Below are 1,204 nucleotides of genomic sequence, written 5' to 3' on the forward strand. Positions count from 1 at the left end.
CCTTCTTTATATGTCAAAATTATTCATAAGTTCTATTATTTATAGTAGTACTTTTAATTCAATTTTTAAAGTAATAAACTCAAAATAAATAATAAATATTATTTATTTTGAGTTATAAATTATTTTTATTTTACTATGAAACGCTTCTCATCTAATTGTTTTCTAAATTTCTTTTGATCCGCTTTAGATTTCTTCTTGAAATCTTTTAAGAATTGCTCATATTTAGGTAATACATCATCTAAATCGCCAAATTCTTTTAATTTACCGCCTTCAATCCAGGCAATTTTAGTACAGAATTCACGCACTTGTCGGATGTTATGACTGACAAAGAAAATGGTTTTCTTTGCTTCTTTAAATTCATAAATTTTATCCAAGCATTTTTGAGTAAAGGTTTGGTCTCCCACTGAGAGAGCCTCATCAATGACTAAGATATCAGGATTAATCGTTATATTAATAGAGAACCCTAATTTCGCACGCATCCCACTAGAATAGTTTTTAACGGGTTGATAAATAAATTCACCCAATTCACTAAATTCAATAACTTGAGGCATAAGTCTTTTAATTTCTTTCTTTTTAAAGCCCATGCATAACATCTTAAATTCAATGTTTTCTATACCAGTTAAACGACCGTTTAGTCCTGCATTAATGGCGATGACGCTGACTTCCCCGTGACGTTCAATCGTTCCAGAACTAGGTGATAATGAGCCACCAATCATATTACTTAATGTAGATTTTCCAGACCCATTGATGCCTACTAATCCAATCACATCGCCTTCGTGGGCTGTAATTGATACATCGTCCAAAGCAAAGAACGTTTTGTTCTTATTTTTAGGGATTAAGGCATCTTTAATACGCTCTTTATTATTGCGATAAATGCGATATTCTTTTGTCACATTTTTAATGTTAACAGATACGCTCATAAGTATTCCTTCCTTACAGATAGTTATATCGATTATAATACATCACACAACAGTTGTTAAATTTATTAACCTAGTGTAAAGTGTATAAGTGATTTTGTATAGTTTTTGTAAATATAAGAGATTAATTTTTCTTTTTTGAAAATGAGTATTCTACATAAAAACAATTTTTAAATTAGAAGATAACAGTATATAAAATAATATACCTCTATACTTTAATTATATTAAACTTTTCGAGAAATGTTATATATAATGAATGTAAGTATTCCTGTCTCTTATACACATCT

At 28.8% G+C, this 1,204-nt stretch carries 1 protein-coding gene; it reads right to left on the reverse strand.

What is annotated here, in order from left to right; all coding sequences use genetic code 11:
* Window positions 1-125: 125 nt before the first annotated feature.
* A complete protein-coding gene (gene tagH / locus CD128_RS11145) occupies window positions 126-920 on the reverse strand; it encodes a teichoic acids export ABC transporter ATP-binding subunit TagH (protein ID WP_103329950.1) in 795 nt (264 codons plus the stop codon).
* Window positions 921-1,204 lie beyond the last annotated feature (284 nt).

It is taken from the genome of Staphylococcus croceilyticus (genome assembly GCF_002902575.1).
Lineage (GTDB): Bacteria > Bacillota > Bacilli > Staphylococcales > Staphylococcaceae > Staphylococcus > Staphylococcus croceilyticus.